The 18,271-nt window shown below is 65.6% G+C and carries 18 protein-coding genes; 17 read left to right on the top strand and 1 reads right to left on the bottom strand.

Annotation, left to right across the window (positions count from 1 at the left end):
• The first annotated feature begins 72 nt into the window (after positions 1–72).
• The 17 genes from F9K07_RS06160 (at position 73) to F9K07_RS06080 (ending at position 16,567) form a co-directional block, all read left to right on the top strand.
• On the top strand, positions 73–855 hold the full coding sequence (locus tag F9K07_RS06160) for an SDR family NAD(P)-dependent oxidoreductase (RefSeq protein ID WP_159590402.1): 783 nt from the start codon (positions 73–75) through the stop codon (positions 853–855).
• Between the two features lie 17 nt (positions 856–872).
• Positions 873–2,519: a 3-(methylthio)propionyl-CoA ligase gene (locus tag F9K07_RS06155; protein ID WP_159590400.1), complete on the top strand. Its 1,647-nt coding sequence runs from the start codon at positions 873–875 to the stop codon at positions 2,517–2,519.
• A 20-nt stretch (positions 2,520–2,539) separates the two neighbouring features.
• The gene (locus F9K07_RS06150; RefSeq protein ID WP_159590398.1) at positions 2,540–4,879 is read left to right on the top strand and encodes an acyl-CoA dehydrogenase; all 2,340 of its coding nucleotides are present in this window, start codon (positions 2,540–2,542) and stop codon (positions 4,877–4,879) included.
• 83 nt (positions 4,880–4,962) lie between these two features.
• A complete protein-coding gene (locus F9K07_RS06145; protein WP_159590396.1) occupies positions 4,963–6,201 on the top strand; it encodes an ABC transporter substrate-binding protein in 1,239 nt (412 codons plus the stop codon).
• Between the two features lie 25 nt (positions 6,202–6,226).
• Positions 6,227–7,459 (top strand): ABC transporter substrate-binding protein, encoded by a 1,233-nt coding sequence (locus F9K07_RS06140; protein WP_159590394.1) that lies wholly within the window; start codon positions 6,227–6,229, stop codon positions 7,457–7,459.
• Positions 7,460–7,482: 23 nt separating this feature from the next.
• Positions 7,483–8,634, top strand: coding sequence for an NADH:flavin oxidoreductase/NADH oxidase (locus tag F9K07_RS06135; protein ID WP_159590392.1), 1,152 nt, complete (start codon positions 7,483–7,485; stop codon positions 8,632–8,634).
• Complete coding sequence (locus F9K07_RS06130; protein WP_201451521.1) at positions 8,631–9,521, top strand: SMP-30/gluconolactonase/LRE family protein; 891 nt, start codon at positions 8,631–8,633, stop codon at positions 9,519–9,521. The genes F9K07_RS06135 and F9K07_RS06130 overlap by 4 nt, the downstream gene beginning before the upstream one ends.
• A complete protein-coding gene (locus F9K07_RS06125) occupies positions 9,518–10,309 on the top strand; it encodes an ABC transporter ATP-binding protein (RefSeq protein WP_159590390.1) in 792 nt (263 codons plus the stop codon). Before F9K07_RS06130 ends, F9K07_RS06125 begins: the two co-directional genes overlap by 4 nt.
• Positions 10,302–11,030: an ABC transporter ATP-binding protein gene (locus tag F9K07_RS06120; RefSeq protein WP_159590388.1), complete on the top strand. Its 729-nt coding sequence runs from the start codon at positions 10,302–10,304 to the stop codon at positions 11,028–11,030. Before F9K07_RS06125 ends, F9K07_RS06120 begins: the two co-directional genes overlap by 8 nt.
• A gap of 25 nt (positions 11,031–11,055) precedes the next feature.
• On the top strand, positions 11,056–11,940 hold the full coding sequence (locus tag F9K07_RS06115) for a branched-chain amino acid ABC transporter permease (protein WP_159590386.1): 885 nt from the start codon (positions 11,056–11,058) through the stop codon (positions 11,938–11,940).
• Between the two features lie 16 nt (positions 11,941–11,956).
• Positions 11,957–12,919, top strand: coding sequence for a branched-chain amino acid ABC transporter permease (locus F9K07_RS06110; RefSeq protein ID WP_159590384.1), 963 nt, complete (start codon positions 11,957–11,959; stop codon positions 12,917–12,919).
• A gap of 17 nt (positions 12,920–12,936) precedes the next feature.
• Complete coding sequence (locus tag F9K07_RS06105; protein ID WP_159590382.1) at positions 12,937–13,698, top strand: SDR family NAD(P)-dependent oxidoreductase; 762 nt, start codon at positions 12,937–12,939, stop codon at positions 13,696–13,698.
• A gap of 25 nt (positions 13,699–13,723) precedes the next feature.
• Entirely contained in the window at positions 13,724–14,512 is a 789-nt protein-coding gene (locus tag F9K07_RS06100; protein WP_159590380.1) for an SDR family NAD(P)-dependent oxidoreductase, read from the top strand.
• 282 nt (positions 14,513–14,794) lie between these two features.
• Positions 14,795–15,235: a hypothetical protein gene (locus F9K07_RS06095; protein WP_159590378.1), complete on the top strand. Its 441-nt coding sequence runs from the start codon at positions 14,795–14,797 to the stop codon at positions 15,233–15,235.
• A gap of 107 nt (positions 15,236–15,342) precedes the next feature.
• Positions 15,343–15,570: a ribbon-helix-helix domain-containing protein gene (locus tag F9K07_RS06090; protein ID WP_159590376.1), complete on the top strand. Its 228-nt coding sequence runs from the start codon at positions 15,343–15,345 to the stop codon at positions 15,568–15,570.
• Between the two features lie 190 nt (positions 15,571–15,760).
• Positions 15,761–16,285 carry a hypothetical protein gene (locus F9K07_RS06085; protein WP_159590374.1) on the top strand — a complete coding sequence of 175 codons (525 nt, stop codon included), beginning with the start codon at positions 15,761–15,763 and terminating at the stop codon, positions 16,283–16,285.
• Positions 16,286–16,315: 30 nt separating this feature from the next.
• A complete protein-coding gene (locus F9K07_RS06080) occupies positions 16,316–16,567 on the top strand; it encodes a hypothetical protein (protein WP_159590372.1) in 252 nt (83 codons plus the stop codon).
• A gap of 518 nt (positions 16,568–17,085) precedes the next feature.
• Here F9K07_RS06080 and metC read toward each other — a convergent pair.
• Positions 17,086–18,267 (bottom strand): cystathionine beta-lyase, encoded by a 1,182-nt coding sequence (metC, locus tag F9K07_RS06075; RefSeq protein WP_159590370.1) that lies wholly within the window; start codon positions 18,265–18,267, stop codon positions 17,086–17,088.
• Positions 18,268–18,271 lie beyond the last annotated feature (4 nt).

Raw genomic sequence — 18,271 nt, 5'->3', positions numbered from 1 at the left:
CCAGGAACCTCATGGCTTTTTTTGGCAACCGTCATTTACCTGCCGGCTGGTAAATCCACCGAACTTTTGAATATGAGCCACAGCCACCCGCACCCCCCCTTTCAACCCGATGACACGCGCATCGCCGGCCGGCTCGCGGGCCGGCGCATCCTGGTGACGGGCGCGGCCTCGGGCATCGGGCGCGCCATTGCCGAACTCTTCCTGCGCGCCGGCGCACGGGTGCTGGCGCTGGACCGCCACCGCCCGGCCGACTTTGCAGGTGACGCCGAGCTGTGGCTGGCTTGCGAGGCCGACATCACCGACCCGCAAGCCGTGGAGCGCGCGGTGCAGAGCGCCGTGGGCACCTTCGGCGGGCTCGACGGCGTGGTGAACGCGGCCGGCATCGCCAACACCGACTGGGCCGACGAGGTCTCGCTCGACGACTGGAAGCGCGTGATCGACGTGAACCTCACCGGCACCTTCAACGTCTGCCGCGCCGCGCTGCCGGAAATGCGTGCGGCCGGTGCCGGCACCATCGTGAACCTCTCGTCCGGTCAGGGCCTGCAACCCTTCAAGCAGCGCAGCGCCTACGCCGCGTCCAAGGCGGGCGTGATCGCGTTTTCCAAAAGCATCGCCATGGAGTGGGCACCGCAGGTGCGGGTGAACACCATCTGCCCCGGCGCGGTCGACACGCCCATGGTGCGCGGTGGTTACACCGCCGAACAGCTGCACAGCCAGGTGGGCCCGCGCTACGCGCTCGAACGCATCGGCGAGCCGCAAGAAATCGCGCTGGCCGCGCTCTACCTCAGCAGCGACGAATCGTCTTTCGTCACCGGCATCACGCTCGCGGTCGATGGCGGCCGCAGCTACCACTAAGAGAGAAAGAGGCCCCCATGCAAGCCCTGATGCAACAACACCAGCTGCTGCTCTCCGGCGTGCTCGACCACGCCGCCGCCTTCCACGGCGAGCGGGAGATCGTGTCGCACATGGTGGACGGTAGCACCCACCGCAGCAACTGGCGCGAGGTGCAGCAACGCGCCAAGCGCCTGGCCAACGCACTCACCACGCTGGGCGTGCAGCCCGGTGACCGCGTGGCCACGCTGGCCTGGAACACGCACCGCCATGTCGAGCTGTACTTCGGCGTCTCGGGCATGCAGGCCGTGCTGCACACGGTGAACCCGCGCCTGTTCCCGGAGCAGATCACCTACATCCTGAACCACGCCGAAGACGGCTATGTGTTCTTCGACACCTCGTTCGCCGACCTGCTCGCCGGCCTGGCACCGCAGCTCACGCACGCCAAGGGTTTCGTGGCCATGTGCCGGCGCGACCAGATGCCGCAGGTGGATCTGCCCAACCTGCTGTGCTATGAAGATTTGCTCGACGCGGCTTCGCCCGACTACAACTGGCCCAAATTCGACGAGAACACGGCGTCTTCTCTCTGCTACACGAGCGGCACCACCGGCAACCCCAAGGGCGTGCTCTACAGCCACCGCTCTACCGTGCTGCACTCGTTCACCGCCTGCACCACCGATGGCCTGGGCCTCTCGGCGCGCGACAGCGTCTTGCTGGTGGTGCCGCTGTTCCACGTCAACGCCTGGGGCATCCCGTACGCCGGTGCCATGTGCGGCGCCAAGCTGGTGCTGCCCGGCCCCAACCTCTCGGGCGAGAACATGTACCGCCTGCTGAAGGAAGAGCGCTGCAACTTCTCGCTCGGCGTGCCCACCGTGTGGCTCGGCCTGTTCGACCACATCGAGCGCCACCGCGCTTCGCTGAACCTGAAAGACATTCAGCTGCAACGCGTGGTGGTCGGTGGCTCGGCCTGCCCCCGCGCCATGATCGAAAAGTTCGACAGCCTGCTCGGCGCCTTCGTGATCCACGCCTGGGGCATGTCGGAAACCAGCCCGCTGGCCAGCATCGGCACCCTGCTCGACAAGCACCAGGGCATTCCCATTCAACAACGCTACGACCTGCAGGCCAAACAAGGCCGCGCCATCTACGGCGTGGACCTGGAAATCTTCGGTGAAGACGGCAAGCCCTTGCCGCACGACGGCAAGGCCTTTGGCGACCTGAAGGCGCGCGGCCCCTGGGTGGCCAGCGGCTACTACCGCGCCGAAGGTGGCAGCGTGCTCGATGCCGACGGCTGGTTCGCCACCGGCGACGTGGCCACGCTGGACGCCGATGGCTTCGTGCAGATCACCGACCGCAGCAAGGACGTGATCAAGTCCGGCGGCGAATGGATCTCGTCCATCGACCTGGAAAACGCCGCCATGGGCCACCCCGCCGTGCAGGAAGCCGCCGTGATCGGCGTGGCGCACTCGCGCTGGCAGGAACGCCCGCTGCTGGTGATCGTGCCCAAGGCCGGCCAGCAGACCACGCGCGAAGAGGTGCTGGGCTTCATGGACGGCAAGGTCGCCAAGTGGTGGATGCCCGACGACGTGGTGTTCGTCGACGCCCTGCCCCACACCGCCACCGGCAAGCTGCAAAAACTCAAGCTGCGCGAGCAATTCCGCGGCCACACCCTTCCCACCGACAACGCTTGAGCGTTCGTATTGCCGACCCCATGACCACTCTCGACGAAACCCAAAGCATGCTGCGCGACAGCGTGCAGGACTTCCACCAACGCCAGCCCGCACCGGCGCGCGTGCGCCGCCTGCGCGACCAGGCCGTGCCACTGGACCGCGCGGTCTGGAGCGACATGGCCGACGCCGGGCTGCTCGGCGTGCTGGTGCCCGAAGCGCTCGGCGGCCATGGTCTGGGCCTGGCCGAAGCCACGCTGATCGCCAGCGAACTCGGCCGTGGCCTCGCGCCCGAGCCCTATGTGGCCAGCGGCCTGATGGTGGTGCAGGCGCTGGTGCCCCTGGCCGAAGGCTCTGCGGCCGTGCGCCAGTTGCTCGAAGACGTGGTCACCGGCAAGACCCTGGCCGCGCTCGCGTGGCAGGAAGCCGCTGGCGCGCTGGATCTGGACGCCCTGCAACTGCAAGCCCAACGCCAGGGCGAGGGCTGGCAACTGAGCGGCGCGCAAAAACGCTTCGTGCCGCTGGCAAGCGCGGCCGAAGGCTTTCTGGTGGTGGCGCTGAACGGCGGCGAGACCGCGCTGTTCTGGGTGCCTGCCGGTGCCCAGGGTCCAATCGTGCAGAACAGCCGAACCGTGGACGGCACCGACTTCGGCGCGGTGAATTTCAGCGGCATCACCTTGCCCGCCGACGCGCTGCTCGCCAGCGGCCCGGCCGTGCGTGAAGCTGTCGCGAACGCGATCGAACTCGCGCGCCTGGCCTCGGCCTTCGAACTCGTGGGCGTGGCCGAGCGCGCGCTCGCCGACACGGTGGCCTACACCTCGCAACGAGTGCAGTTCGGCAAACCGATCGCGTCTTTCCAGGCGCTGCAGCACCGCATGGTCGACATGTGGATGCACAGCAAACTCGCGCGCGCCTCGGCCGAGAACGCGCTGCTCGACTGGAACGGCACAGGCGACGCTGCGCAACGCACGCTCTCCCTGCGCGCCGCGCGCGCCCGCGCCGCCAGCACCGCCTTGCTGGTGGGCAAAGCCGCGATCCATTTGCACGGCGGCATGGGCATTGCCGACGAGACCGACATTGGCCTGTGCCTGAAGCGCGGCCTCACGCTTTCGGCCTGGCTGGGCAACCCGCTGTGGCAACGCGGCCAGTTCCTCGACGAACTGCAGAAGAACGGCCGCACGCGCGCGCTCAACGGCGGCGCAGCGGTTCAGGTAGCCGACGGCACGGACGTCGCAGAGCTGCCCGACGACGAATTCCGCCACGTGCTGGCCGACTGGATCGCCGCCAACTACCCGCCCGAAAAACGCTTCATGAAGAAGCGCGCCTACTACGCCGACATTTCCGACTGGTACCAGTCCCTGTCGAAGCAGGGCTGGCTCGCACCGTCGTGGCCCAAGGAACACGGCGGCATGGGCCTCTCGCCCACCAAGCAGGTGATCTACGCCGAAGAAATGGCGCGCTACGGTTGCGCACGCATCCCCGACCACGGCCTGGCCATCGGCAAGCTGCTGCTCATGCACGGCACGCCCGAGCAGATCGGCTACCACCTGCCGCGCGTGCTCAGCGGCGAGATCATGTGGTGCCAAGGCTATTCGGAACCGAATGCCGGTTCGGATCTCGCCAACCTGCGCACCCGCGCCGACCGCGAGGGCGACGAGCTGGTGGTCAATGGCCAGAAGATCTGGACCACGCTCGGCCCGGGCGCCGACTGGATGTTTGCCCTGGTGCGCACCAGCAAGGTCGACGGCGCGAAACAGCGCGGCATCACCTTCCTGCTGATCAACCTCAAGACCCCGGGCGTGAAGGTGCGCCCCATCGTCAACCTCAAGGGCGAGAGCGAGTTCAGCGAAGTCTTCTTCGACAACGTGCGCGTGCCGGTGAGCAACGTGGTGGGCCGCATCGACGACGGCTGGAACGTGGCCAACTCCTTCCTGCGCGAAGAGCGCATCTTCTTTGGCACGCCGCGCCAGTGCGAAGGCGCGCTGGCCCAGCTGGACCGCCTGGCCGACGCCACCAACGCGCTGGAGCGCGCCGACTTCCGCGACCGCTACGCCCAACTGGTGCTCGACGTGCGCGACCTCAAGGCCGCGTTCGAGCTCTTCATGGGCCTGCTGCGTGGCGGTGAAGAACTCGGTCCCGACGTGTCCTACCTCAAGGTCTGGGGCACCGAGACCTACCAGCGCATCGCCGACGAGCTGGTGCAGCTCGCGGGCGATCAAGGCGGCCAGATGGACGACGTGGTGATCGACGGCATCGCCACCGACGTGATGGGGCAGTACCTCGACTCGCGCATGCCGGCGATCTTTGGTGGCTCCAACGAAATCCAGCGAAACATTCTGGCCAAGCAGATCCTCGCCTTGCCGTCAGGAAACCCAAGAACCTGACCGTTCCTTTTTCCGTTCCCGTTCCCGTTCCCGTTCCCGTTCCCTGTTCCCTTCCCTCAACACCGACACCTCTGGAGACAAAGATGAAGACGAAGAACACAGCGATCCTCAACCCAACCCTGCGCGCCGCTCTTGCGGCCACCGCCCTCGCTCTCGCGGGTGGCGCGGCCCAGGCCCAGATCTCTGACGACGCGGTGCGCATCGGCGTCATGGCCGACATCAGCGGCCCTTACTCGGGCAACGGCGGCCCCGGCTCCGTGCTCGCCGCGCGCATGGCGGTGGAAGATTTCGGCGGCAAGGTCAACGGCAAGAACATCGAGATCTTGCAAGTCGACGACCAGAACAAACCCGACGTGGGCCTGAACGCCGCACGCAAATGGCTCGACACCGACAAGATCGACACCATCATCGGCGGCTCGGCCTCGTCCATCGCCTTCGGCGTGCAAACGCTCATGCGCGAAAAGCAAAAGCCCTACCTGATCGCCGGCACCGTCTCGGCCGACCTCACCGGCAAGGCCTGCTCGCCCATGGGCATCCAGTTCCTGGTGGACACCTACTCGCTGCCCAAGGCGGGCGTGCAGTTGATGATCAACAAGGGCATCAAGGACTTCTACTTCATCACCGTGGACTACGCCTTCGGTGCCGCGCTGCAAGCCGAGGCGACGAAGTTCGTGCAGGCCGCCGGTGGCCGTGTGGTGGGCTCGGTGAAGCACCCGCTGGGCGCGACCGACTTCTCTTCGTACCTTCTGCAAGCGCAGTCCAGCGGTGCCAAGGGCATCGTGATCCTGAACGCCGGGCAAGACCTGTCCAACTCGCTCAAGCAGGCGGCCGAATTCCGCCTCACGCGCGGTGGCCAGACGCTCAGCGTGTTCGGCATGACCATCAACAGCGTGACCGCCATGGGCCTGGATGTGGCGCAAGGCCTGAACATCACCGTGCCCTTCTACTGGGACCAGGACGACGCCACCCGCGCCTGGAGCAAGCGCTTCATGGAACGCAACAACGGCGTGGTGCCTACCTACATCCAGGCCGGTGTGTACAGCGCCGCCATGCACTACCTGAAGGCCGTGAAGGACGGCGGCACGGATGACGGCCCGAAGGTGATGGCCAAGATGAAGGCCACACCGGTCAACGACTTCATGACCAAGAACGCATCCATCCGTGAAGACGGCCAGGTGATGCGCGCGGTCTACCCGATCGAAGTGAAGAAGCCGTCCGAGTCCAAGAGCAAATACGACTACTACAAGGTCGGCGCGGCCATTCCAGCCGACCAGATCTTCCGTCCGCTGACCGAAGGCGGCTGCGACTTCGTCAAGAAATAAACCCACCCTGAACCCGGAGACCTCCATGACCCTCAGCAAGACATTCCAACGCAGCGCCCAAGCCGTGGCCGCCACCATCGCCCTCATGGGCGGTGCGGCACAGGCCCAGATCTCGGACGACGTGATCCGCATCGGCGTGATGAACGACGCCAGCGGACCGTATTCCGGTGCGGGTGGCTCGGGCTCCGTGCTGGGTGCGCGCATGGCCATCGAGGACTTCGGCGGCAAGGTCAACGGCAAGTCCATCGAGCTGGTCTCGGTGGACGACCAGAACAAGCCCGATGTGGGCCTGGCCGCCGCGCGCAAGTGGATCGACACCGACAAGGTCGACGTGATCGTCGGCGGCTCGGCCTCGTCGATCGCACTCGGCGTGCAGAGCTTCATGAAGGAGAAGCAAAAGCCCTACCTGATCGCCGGCACGATCTCCTCGGACTTCACCGGCAAGGCCTGCTCGCCCATGAGCATCCAGTTCCTGGTCGACACCTACTCGCTACCCAAGGCGGGCGTGCAGCTGATGATCAACAAGGGCATCAAGGACTTCTTCTTCATCACGGTGGACTACGCGTTCGGCGCGGCGATGCAGGCCGAGGCCACGACGTTCATCCAGGCCGCTGGCGGGCGCGTGGTGGGCTCGGTGAAACACCCGCTGGGTGCGACCGACTTCTCGTCGTACTTGTTGCAGGCGCAGTCCAGCGGTGCCAAGGGCATCGTGATCCTGAACGCCGGCGCGGACGTCTCCAACTCGCTCAAGCAGGCCGCAGAGTTCCGCGTCACACGTGGCGGCCAGACGCTCAGCGTGTTCGGCATGACCATCAACAGCGTGACCGCCATGGGCCTGGACGTGGCCCAGGGCCTGAACATCACCGACCCCTTCTACTGGGACCAGAACGAAGCCACACGTGCCTGGAGCAAGCGCTTCATGTCGCGCAGCAGCGGCGGCGTTCCCCCCACCTTCACCAACTCCGGCGTGTACAGCGCGGTGACGCACTACCTCAAGGCGGTGAAAGAGATCAACACCGACGACGGCCCGAAGGTGATTGCCAAGATGAAGGCCACGCGCGTCAACGACATGATGACCGCCAACGCACCGATCCGCGAAGACGGCCAGGTGATGCGCGCGGTGTACCCGATCGAAATCAAGTCGCCCGCCGAGTCGAAATACAAGTACGACTACTACAAGGTCGGCGCGCCGATTCCGGCTGAGCAGATCTTCCGTCCGCTGGCCGAAGGCGGCTGCGACTTCGTGACCAAAAAGTAAGCCAACAACGCGGGGCATTCGCCATGGCACAACTCTTCACGCCTTACACACTGCGCGGCATGCAGGCGCGCAACCGCGTGGTCATCTCGCCGATGCAGCAGTCCGCTGGCGTCGAAGGCATGGCGACCGACTGGCACCTGGCCCACCTGGCGCGTTTTGCCATGGGCGGTGCCGGCATCGTGTTCGTCGAATCCACGGCGGTGGAAGCGCGTGGGCGCAACACCCACGGCGACATCGGCCTGTGGAGCGATGAGCACATTGCGCCGCTGGCGCGCATTGCCGACGCCCTGCGCCGCGATGGCGCGGTGCCCGCCATCCAGCTCGGCCACACCGGGCGCAAGGCCGGCATGCAGAAGTGGTGGCACGGCCATGGCCCCTTGAATGAAACCGATGCCGCGCGCGGTGAGCCACCCTGGACCTCGGTGGGCCCCAGCGCCCTGCCGGTGGGACCGGGCTGGCCCACGCCGCACGAATTGAGCACCGAAGAAGTGGAAAGCCTGGTGCGCCACTACGGTGTGGTGACACGGCGTGCGCGCGAGGCCGGCTACGAGGTGCTGGAAGTGCACGGTGCACACGGCTACCTGATCCACCAGTTCCTCTCGCCCGTGGCCAACCAGCGCAGCGACCGTTTTGGCCAGCAGCGCTGGCGCTTCGCGCTCGACGTGGCCGAAGCCGTGCGCCGCGAATGGCCGGACGACAAGCCGCTGTTCTGGCGCGTGTCGCTGGCCGACGTGGTCGACGGCGGCATGGAATTCGACGAACTGGTCGGCCTGCTGAGCGCGCTGAAAGAGCGCGGCGTGGACGTGGTCGACTGTTCTTCCGGCGGTGGCATTTCCAGCTACCCGACGCAAGGCAAATCGGTCTCCAACGGCTTGCTGTTCCGCGCCGAACTGGGCAAACAACTGCGCGAAGCCACCGGCCTGCAGGTGATGGGCGTGGGCCTGGTGATCGAACCGCAAACGGCAGAAGCCTATTTGCAGGCGGGCCAGGCCGACCTGATCGGCGTGGGCCGCGAAGCCCTCTACAACCCCAACTGGCCGGTGCATGCCGAAGTCGCCCTGGGCGTGAACCAGGACTACGCCACGTGGCCGCAGGCCTACCGCATGTACCTCATTCGCCGCGCCGCTGCTGCCGATGCGCTGCGCAAAGCCGACATGGCACGGAGCACCGCATGAGCTTGCACATCGACATTCTCGGCACCCGGCGCGACCGCCTGGGCGAATGCCCGCTGTGGGACCACCGCGAACAGGCGCTGTACTGGATCGACTCCAAAGCCAGGCTGGTGCGCCGCCTGCGCGGCGAGGCCCTGCACGAGTACGACGAGTGGGCAACCCCCAGCGACGTGGGCTCGATCGCACTCACGAAGAGCGGCCGCCTGGTGCTGTCGCTCGAAGACGGCTTCCACATCCTCGATCTGCAAACCGGCGCGACCCGCCGCCTCGCCGAAGTGCAGCACGCCGGCCCGTCGATGCGCCTGAACGATGGCCGCACCGACCGCCAGGGCCGCTTCGTCGCGGGCTCGTTGGTGGTGGGCCGGCACGACCCCGACGGCGGCTACTACCGCCTGGAGCGCGATGGCACGGCCACGAAACTCTTCGACGGCATCGCCCTGGCCAACGCCACCTGTTTCAGCCCCGACGGCCGCTCGCTCTACCACGCCGACAGCTTCAGCGACGAGGTGAGCGTGGTCGACTACGACACCGTCACAGGTGCCGTCGGTCCACGTCGCTCGCTGTTCAACACCCGCGCGCAAGGCTCCGCGCCCGATGGCACCACGGTCGACGCCGACGGCAACCTCTGGGTCGCCCTGGTGCAAGCCGGCAAACTCGGTTGCTACACGCCGCAAGGCCAGCTGCTGCGCCTGGTCGACGTGCCCACGCCTTTCCCCACCTGCCCCTGCTTCGGCGGGCCCGAGCTGGACGTGCTCTACGTCACCAGCATCAGCAACAGCGGCAACCTCCTGAAAACCGACCACCCCGATGCCGGCGCGGTCTTCGCGATCCACGGTCTGGGCGTGCGCGGTCTTCCCGAGGTGCTGTTCGACGACGAGGCCATTGCATGACCCCATCCATCACCTCCCACCAGAACGCCCCGGGCGAGGACGTGATCCTGCGCACCGAAGGCCTGAGCAAACAGTTCATGGGCTTCTACGCCGTGCGCGACGTGTCGCTCTCCGTACGGCGCAACACCATCCACGCACTGATCGGCCCCAACGGTGCGGGCAAGACCACCTGCTTCAACCTGCTGACCACGTCGATCCCGGCGACCGCCGGCCGCATCCACTACAACGGCCGCGACATCACCCGCAAGGACCCGGCCAGCGTGGCCGCCAGCGGCATGGTGCGCTCGTTCCAGATCTCGGCCGTGTTCGGCCAGATGAGCGTTCTTGACAACGTGCGCGTGGCCTTGCAACGCAAGGGCGGCGGCACCTTCGCCTTCTGGCGCAGCGACAAGACGCTGGACCGTTTCACGCCCCGTGCGCGCGAACTGCTGGCCTCGGTGAACCTGAGCGGCTACGAGAAGCACACCGCCGCCGACCTGCCCTACGGCCGCAAGCGCGCGCTGGAGCTGGCGACCACGCTGGCGCTGGACCCCGAATTGATCCTGCTCGACGAGCCCATGGCGGGCCTGGGCCACGAAGACATCGGCCCGGTCACGCGGCTCATTGCCGAAGTGGCCAAGCAACGCACGGTGCTCATGGTCGAACACAACATGAAGGTGGTGGCGGAGCTGTGCGACCGCATCACCGTGCTGCAGTCCGGCGAGGTGCTGGCCGAAGGCACCTACGCAGAAGTGTCGAACGACCCGCGCGTGCGGGAAGCCTATGTCGGAGGGGGCGCACATGCCTGAGAACCAGAAGAACATCACCACGACCCCGTGCGTGGAGGTGCGGGGCCTCACCGGCCACTACGGCGAAACGCAGGCGCTGCATGGCATCGATTTCGTGGTCAACCCCGGCGAAGTGGTCTGCCTGCTGGGCCGCAACGGCGCGGGCAAGACCACCACGTTGCGCGCCGTCGTCGGCCTGCTGACCAAGCGCCAGGGCCACATCGCCATCAATGGCAAACCCACCACGGGCATGGCGCCCGAAGACATTGCGCACCTGGGGGTGGCCTACTGCCCGGAAGAGCGCGGCATCTTCGCCAGCCTGGACGTGGAAGAGAACCTGATGTTGCCTCCGGTGCTCATGCCCGGCGGCATGTCGGTGGACGAGATCTACACACTGTTCCCCAACCTCAAGCTGCGCCGCAAGAGCCCGGGCACGCGCCTCTCGGGCGGTGAACAGCAGATGCTGGCGATTGGCCGTATCTTGCGCACCGGCGCCAAGCTGCTGCTGCTCGACGAATGCACCGAAGGCCTCGCGCCCGTGATCATCGACAAGATCGGCGAGGCCATTGGCGTGCTGCGCCAGCGCGGCTTCACCATCCTGATGGTGGAGCAGAACTTCCGCTTCGCCTCGGGCGTGGGCGACCGCTTCTACGTGGTCGAGGAAGGCCGTGTGATCGAACACTTCGACCGCCAGGCCATCGCCGACGACCGCGCCCGCATCGAATCGCTCTTGGGCGTCTGAGACCAATACAACGGAGACACACAACATGCCCGACACCTTGTTCGGATATCCCCTGGCCGCCATTGCAGGGCAGTTGCTGGTGGGCATGATCAACGGCTCGCTCTACGCTTTGATGAGCCTGGGCCTGGCCATCATCTTCGGCCTGCTGCGCGTGGTGAACTTCGCGCACGGCGCGCAGTACATGCTGGGCGCGTTCGTGGCCTGGGGCCTGCTCGAATACCTGGGCCTGAACTACTGGTGGGCGCTGGTGATCGCGCCGCTGCTGGTGGGGCTCTCGGGCATTGCACTCGAGCGCTTTCTGCTGCGCAAGCTCTACCACCTCGACCATGTCTACGCGCTGCTGCTCACCTTTGGCTTCGCGCTGATTCTGGAAGGCGTGTTCCGCTACAAGTTCGGTGCCACGGGCCAGCCCTATCCCAACCCGATCCCGGGCGGCCTGGACACCGACATGGCCTTCTTCCCCTGGTACCGGCTGTGGGTCATCGGCGCCTCCATCGCCATGTGCCTGGGCACCTGGTACGTGGTCGAGCGCACCAAGCTCGGCTCATACCTGCGCGCGGCCACGGAAAACCCGAACCTGGTGCGCACCTTCGGCGTGCGCGTGCCGCGCATGCTCATGCTCACCTACGGCCTGGGCGTGGCACTGGCCGGTTTCAGCGGCGTGATGGCCGCCCCGATCTACCAGGTGAACCCGCTCATGGGCTCGCAACTCATCATCGTGGTGTTCGCGGTGGTGGTGATCGGTGGCATGGGCTCCATCGTGGGCGCGATCGTCGCGGGCTTCACCCTCGGTGTGGTCGAAGGCATCACCAAGGTGGTGTACCCCGACGGCGCGGGCATGGTGGTGTTCGTGATCATGCTGCTGACCCTTGCCATCAGACCCAACGGCCTCTTTGGCAGCCACAAATAGAACCAGGAAGACAACGATGACCGAAACCCCTTCCCTGCTCGCGCGTTACCAGCGCCCGTTGCTGATCGTCGGCGCGCTCGTGCTGCTGGTCGCGCCGTTCCTGGCGTACCCGATCTTCCTGATGAAGCTGCTGTGCTTCGCGCTGCTGGCGGCGTCGCTGAACCTGCTGGTGGGCTACGTGGGCCTGCTCTCGTTCGGCCATGCCATGTTCTTCGGCTCGGCCGCCTACGGCGCGGCGCACGCGGTGAAGGTGTGGGGCTTCGACCCGGCGCTGGGCGTGTTGTTCGGCGTGCTGGTGGCCGCGGGCCTCGGTGTGGTCACAGGCCTGCTGGCGATCCGCCGCGCGGGCATTGCGTTTTCCATGATCACGCTGGCCAGCGCGCAACTGGTTTACTTCATTGCCCTGCGCTCGCCCTTCACCGGTGGTGAAGACGGCATTCAAAGCGTGCCGCGTGGTCATCTGCTGGGCTTCATCGACCTGTCGAACAACCTCACGCTGTACTACGTGGTTGCGGCCGTGGTGGCCGCTGCGTTCTGGCTCATCTGGCGCATCGTGTACTCGCCGTTTGGCCAGGTGCTCACCGCCATTCGCGACAACGAGCCGCGCGCGATCTCGCTCGGTTACCGGGTCAACCGCTACAAGCTGCTGGCGTTCACGCTGTCGGCCGCGCTCGCGGGCCTGGCCGGTGGCATGAAGACCATCGTGTTCCAGATCGCCACGCTCACCGACGTGAGCTGGGTCACCTCGGGCGAAGCCTTGTTGATGGGCATCGTCGGCGGCCTGCAAACCCTGCTCGGCCCGGTGGTCGGCGCGATCGTGGTGGTGACCATGGCGAACTCGCTGTCGGCCATTGCCGAGGCCGTGCTGATCGTGCAGGGCCTGGTGTTTGTGATCGTGGTGATGGTGTTCCGCAAGGGCATCGTCGGCGAGATCAACGCCTTCTTCGCGCGCCGCGCCGCCCGCCACAGCAACCCTTGAATTCAGGAAACCTGCACATGAGCAATGAACGACTTCTCGAAGGCCGCCTGGCCCTGGTGACCGGCGCGGCCGCCGGCATCGGCCGTGCCATCGCCCAGCAGTACGCCAAGGCCGGTGCCCGCGTGGTGCTGGTGGACCTGCGCGCCGAAGACTGCGCGGCCACGGTGCAAGGCATCCGCGATGCGGGCGGCGAGGCCTGGGCCTTTGCGCTCGACATCACCGACGTGCCGGCCTGCGCTGCGCTGGCCGAGCAGGTGGGCCGCGACATCGGCACACTGGACACGCTGGTCAACAACGCCGGCATCCTGATCCGCGAGGGCATCGACACGCCCGACGTGCACTCCAAGATCCGCAAGGTGTTTGATGTGAACGTGATGGGTGGCTTCAACGTGTTGCACGCCTTCCTGCCGGCCTTGCGCAAGACGCGCGGCACGGTGATCAACATTGCTTCGGGCGCGGCCTTCATCGCGCAGCCGGGTTGCATTGGTTATTCCAGCTCCAAGGGCGCGGTGAAGATGCTCACGCAAAGCATGGCGGTCGATCTGGCGGCGGACGGCATCCGCGTGAACGCGATTGCGCCCGGCGTGATCGAAACGCCCATGACGGACGCGACGCTGGCCGACACGCGCCGGCTCGAAGGTTTCCTCAAGCGCACCCCAACCGGCCGCGTGGGCCAGCCCGACGAGATCGCAGCACCTGCGGTGTTCCTGGCATCGGCGATGGCGAGTTACATCAACGGCGTGACGCTGCCGGTGGACGGCGGCATTCTCGCGAACTGAGCCGCACCCGATGGCACAGGCCGGCATGCGTTTTTTGTTGACGGGTGCCGCGCGCGGCATTGGCCGCGCCATGGCCGAGCGCCTGGCGCGCGATTCGATTCAACGCCACGGCGCGCCAGCGCGCATGGTGCTGGCTGACGTGCACGGCGACGAACTCGAACAACTCGCCGTGCAGCTGCGCAGCGAGGGCGCCGAGGTGATCGCCCTCACGGCCGATCTGGCCGACGCTCAAGCGCCCGCGCGTCTCGTGCAGGCCGCCAACGCGTTCGGTGGCCTCGATGCCGTGGTGAGCAACGCCGGCTTCGCGATTCCGAGCCCGCTGCTGAGTGCGCGCGTAGACGACTGGGACAAGGTGTTCGCCGTGCACGTGCGCGCCGCGTGGTTGCTGGGCCAGGCTGCGCACCCGCTGCTCAAGGCGGCGCGCGGTTGCATCGTGCTCACCACCTCCATCTCGGGCACGCATCCCACAGCGCCCCTGGCCGCCTACAGTCCGAGCAAGGCCGCGGCGCTGATGCTGGTGAAGCAGATGGCACTGGAATGGGGGCCGGACGGCATCCGCGCGAATGCCCTCTCGCCCGGCATCACCGAAACGCCTGGGACTGCGCCGGTGTACGCGGACCCGCAATCGCGCGCACAGCGCGAAGCGCGTGTGCCGCTGCGGCGCATCGCGCAGGCCGAGGACATGGCGAATGCCTTGTCGTTTCTGGTCGGGCCGGATGCGGGTTATGTGAACGGCACCGAGTTGTTGGTCGATGGCGGTTTGTCGACTGGCTTGATGGGCAGTTTGAACATGGGTGGGTGGCAGGGGCGGTAAACCCTCAGAAGGCGCTGGCTATACTGCGCCGGTCAAGCAGAAATAGCTTGATCGGGATTGGACTCCCGCTCATACCCCCTACAGCGAAAGCCGTAGGGTCTCCTTCACCGCAGAGTCTGCGGCTTCTTAGCTCGTGCCCCGTTTTGGCGGCTCGGGCGGGGAGCCCTCGGGCTCGCCGGGTCTCTTAGGGGGTATGCCGGTAGTCCAACCCGTTCGGGCCGCCGCCCTTCACGTCGAGGGGCGGTGGTTGTCTCAACGACATCGAACAGGGAGCCACACAACATGGCAAAGAAACTGCGCCGCAGCGGCACACAGGTCAACCACGTCAACGCCTCCAACGCAAGCGTCTATTCAAAGGGAAGGGCCAGCGATCAGATGGCCGAAGTGTCGATCGTTCTGCAGGCACAACTCGCGCTGGAGCGTTTGATTTCCACCGACGATCTGGACACAACCCAAGCCAGCATTCCACTCTCGCGCGCCGGCTTGGGTGCGTTGCTGCATGTGATCAACACCGAGATGCAACGGCGCATCGACGCGATCGCCGACACCACAACGGCGCTGCTGATGCAGCTGGCCGAGAGCGAATCTATGAATCGAGTCGGGTCCGAGCGTCAACGGTCTGACCTCAAGAAGGCAGCTGCTGGTGAAGCGTTCCGAAACCAATTCAATTGGTTCTCAGGCGGCAAGGCGCGTCATCTCAAGATCCAGGACTCACCCAACTGAAGAAACGCGGGGATCGCTTGGGTGCTCCTCGCCAGCAAGCAACTGGCCGAGGGCATTCAATCTTGCAAAAAATTCGCCAACACCCCCAAGCTAGCGCCACGAGCACGATGAACATCTCTCTACCCGATACCTTGAAGTCCTTTGTAGACGAGCAGGTCGTCGAGCGCGGTTTCGGCACCAGCAGTGAGGATGTGCGCGAGCTGATGCGCAAAGACCTGGACCGTCTGCAACTGCGCAGCTTGCTGCTGGCTGGATCTGCATCGAAGCCAATGGCACCTGCCGACGCAGACTACTTTGACGGCCTGCGCAACCGGGTGAACATGGGTAGGTGGTAGAGGGGGTAAACGCGCTGGCTGTTTGGTTCTCGTTGCGATATCGGCTGCTGCGACTGGAGACGCCATCCGAATGAGCTGAGAACGTGCCAAAGCTCGACACATCCCATCGACTACGATGTTTGCCGCCGGCTAGTTCCTGACATCCGTGATTGACGGCTCTGCAGATGCCAACACAAATCCGAGGATTCAAATGAACGTTGTCGATTGGGCTCAAGTGGTCGGTGCAGCCGGCAGCTTTCTCGCGGTGGTCGTGTCCCTGGGAAGTGTCTTTGTTCAACGATGCCGAGAAAAAAGGGCAGCTAAACGCGCAGATGCCTCTCTCCTTCTAAGTTTGCAAAATCTAGCCAGCGAACTTGGACGCATGAACGTGTTGGCAGGGTTTCAAATCGATGCCCCGGGCAATGAGCTTATCTATCCAAATATTGCCGCGGAGTTCTCAGCAATGTCGCGCCTTCTGGAAGACCTGCCGACCGAGCGCCTTTCTCTACTGGGAAAGATGTCGGTTGTGCTTCACCTACGTCGTATTGCCGCAGAGCTCGCCATGCTGTACAACCCGGCCCCCAAGGCCGGAAGCAATTTCTATCTCGTCAATCGAGTACGCCTTGGCAAGCTCAAAGCCGCTTGCTCGACTTACTCTCTGCAACTGATCGAAGAAATCAAGCGGCTAGACACCGAGATTTTCGAGGCTAACGTCGAGCAGATGAATAGACTTTGAAAAGAACGTGATTCCGATATGCAAATAGCCATGACCACACTTCCTGAAAATGGTCCTTCCAACAGACAAGATCACGCGCTGAATGCCGACGAAGCGACCTCAATTCCCAAACATGCCTCAACCGAAAACGATCGTGAGGAGACTGATCTCTGGGCATTAAAACGTCAGCGGCAGAAAGCGGACATGGTGAACGCTGGTTTGGGACGACAGACCCAGAACCAGCTCAGTTGGTTCTCAGCCGACAAGGCGCGTCATCTCAAGATTAAGGATTCGCCTTACTGAAGAAACATGGGCTCAACGGGGGCCTTTGTTCGCCAAGAACACGCGCATTTCCAAAAAGCGCAACCCGGTATCTTCCAGCCCTCGGTGCGAGCGCCGACTCAAGAAACAAGAAATCGGCGCACTTGCCCCGTCCCAGCCATCTCTGTAGACCCGGAGGGGGCATCGTTAGCGCCTGTGCGCGACACAGTTGACAGGCCGATCGCAACGGCTTTTGGGCGCATGCACACCAACCACTCGCCGAGGGCTTGGGGCCCTGCGCTGAGGGCGCCTATGCGCAGGCGAGGAGCGCAGCGCGCACAGGTTGCCGCGCACAGCGCGGTCAAGTTCGCGTGTTTGAGCGAAGCGAGTTTGCGAACTTGCCTGCGCGCGCGAGCACCGCAGCGAACCCCGAAGGGGCTGCGCATCGGCGCCCTCAGCGCAGGGCCTCAAGCCCTCGGCGCGCCCGCCAAGGCACATGCGAGGTGATACCTTTGGCGCGCTTGCCCCCAGCGGGGGAAGGAGCGAACACACCCCACGGATCAGGCAGACACCAGCACCAACGCCTGCGCCAGATCGGCGATCAGATCGCCGCTGTCTTCCAGCCCGATGTGCAGGCGCACGAGTTGCCCCCGGCCTGGCCAATCGCTGCCTTCGAGCGCACGGGCCGGTCGCATGGGCAGCGCCAGGCTCTCGTAACCGCCCCACGAGTGCCCGATGCCGAACCACTGCAGCGCGTTCACGAAGGCATGGGTTTGCGCCTCGCTCACGGTCGGCTGGAACTCGATGCTGACCAGCCCGTTGGCACCGTTGCAGTCGCGCTGCCACAGCGCATGGCCAGGGTCTTCCGGCAAGGCCGGATAGAACACGGTGCGCACCGCGGCTTGCTGCTGCAGCCACTGCGCCACGGTCAGGGCATTGGCCTGGTGCTGCCGCAGCCGCACGGTGAGCGTGCGCACGCCGCGCAAGGCCAGGTAGGCGTCGTCCGGGCTGACCGAATGGCCCAGCAGATCGGCCATGTCGGCCACCCGGTGAAAGGCACCTGGCTCGCGCGTGGTCACCGCGCCGAGCATCACGTCGGAATGGCCCACGAGGTACTTGGTGCCCGCCACCACGGAGATGTCGGCCCCCAGCGCCAGCGGGTGGTAGAGCAAGCCCGAGCCCCAGGTGTTGTCGACCGCCACGGTGATGTGGCCGTGTTGGCGCGTCAGCGCGACCAGGGCCGGCAGATCGCACATCTCGTACAGCAGCGTGCCGGGGCACTCCGCCCAGACCAACCGCGTCTCGGGCCGTATCTGGGCCGCGAAGTCGCTGAGATCCGGGCGGAAGAAGTCCACCGCGACGCCCATGGGTTCTAGGTACTGGGCGCACAGGCGGCGCACGGGGTCGTAGCAAGAGTCGATCACGAGCACATGGTCGCCGGGGCGCACGCACGCCAGCAGGGTGCACGAGATGGCCGCCAGGCCCGAGCCAAAGAGGCGCGTGCGGTGACCGCCTTCCAGCGCGGTCAGCACGTCTTCCAGCGCATCCCCGGTGGAGCTTCCCTTGCGGCCGTAGAGCAGGCCGCGCTCGTGGCGCGTGCGTTCGGCCAGGGCCTTCTGCAACGTGGCCATCGAGTCGAAAACGACAGTGCTGGTGCGCGCCACCGGCGGGTTCACCGTGACCCGCGCGCCCTGCGGGCGACCGCCATGGGTGACGAGGGTGGCGGGTTGCGGCCGGCTCATGGCA

The organism is Hydrogenophaga sp. BPS33 (assembly GCF_009859475.1).
In the GTDB taxonomy this organism is placed as follows: Bacteria; Pseudomonadota; Gammaproteobacteria; order Burkholderiales; family Burkholderiaceae_C; genus Hydrogenophaga.
The sequence above is the reverse complement of the archived record's forward strand: the minus strand, read 5'-3'. Positions and strand labels throughout refer to the sequence as shown.